Genomic DNA, 676 nt, shown 5'->3' with positions numbered 1-676 from the left:
CATATCCCAATGTCAATTCTCCCAAACGAACATTCGTCATACTATATACATACATAGAACCTACATAACCTGTACCATTAGCTCCGATAGTCTGATACCATGTCTGGGCATCAATCATCTGACCGTTTACTTTCACGCCACCATTATCCCGCGCTTCTGCCGATGTTTTAGACACTCCATAATAGTCCATTACAGCTTGAGTGGCAGAAACTCCGATACCACCTACACGGGCATTCAACATAAATCCGAGACTGATTCCTTTCCAATTAAATTCATTTCTCCAGCTAAGAGTATATTTCGGATTGGTATTACCAGCATAGACATAATTATTCTTATCTGTTTCCAATGTACCCGTCATTGAATTCATCCAGATATGTCCATGCTCATCAGTTCTCATTGTATTCACATATACATCTCCCATAGAGCCCCCTACTGTTAGCCGTTGTTTGGCACCGCCTAATGAATAAACATCCATTTCGTCCAGATGTACTGTCACTCCCAACTCTTCATTTGTATATTCAGGGAGTAATTGGTCAATGCGGTTTCTGTTGAGCGACCATAGTAAAGTTGTTTTCCAATCTACAGGCCCTATATTCTGTTTAAAGCCAAGAGCTAACTCAATACCTTTATTCGTTACTTTACCTGCATTTACATATAATTTAGAATATCCGGTTGT

Annotated in this window: 1 pseudogene; it reads right to left on the bottom strand. The window is 39.8% G+C overall.

Going from position 1 to position 676, the window contains the following annotated elements:
- A pseudogene (locus AB5935_RS24460) lies at positions 1-676 on the bottom strand (SusC/RagA family TonB-linked outer membrane protein); the annotation flags it as partial.

The sequence above is a fragment of the Phocaeicola sp. RTP21198st1_B8_RTP21198_201120 genome (assembly GCF_040929485.1).
GTDB lineage: Bacteria > Bacteroidota > Bacteroidia > Bacteroidales > Bacteroidaceae > Phocaeicola > Phocaeicola dorei.
The sequence above is the reverse complement of the archived record's forward strand: the minus strand, read 5'-3'. Positions and strand labels throughout refer to the sequence as shown.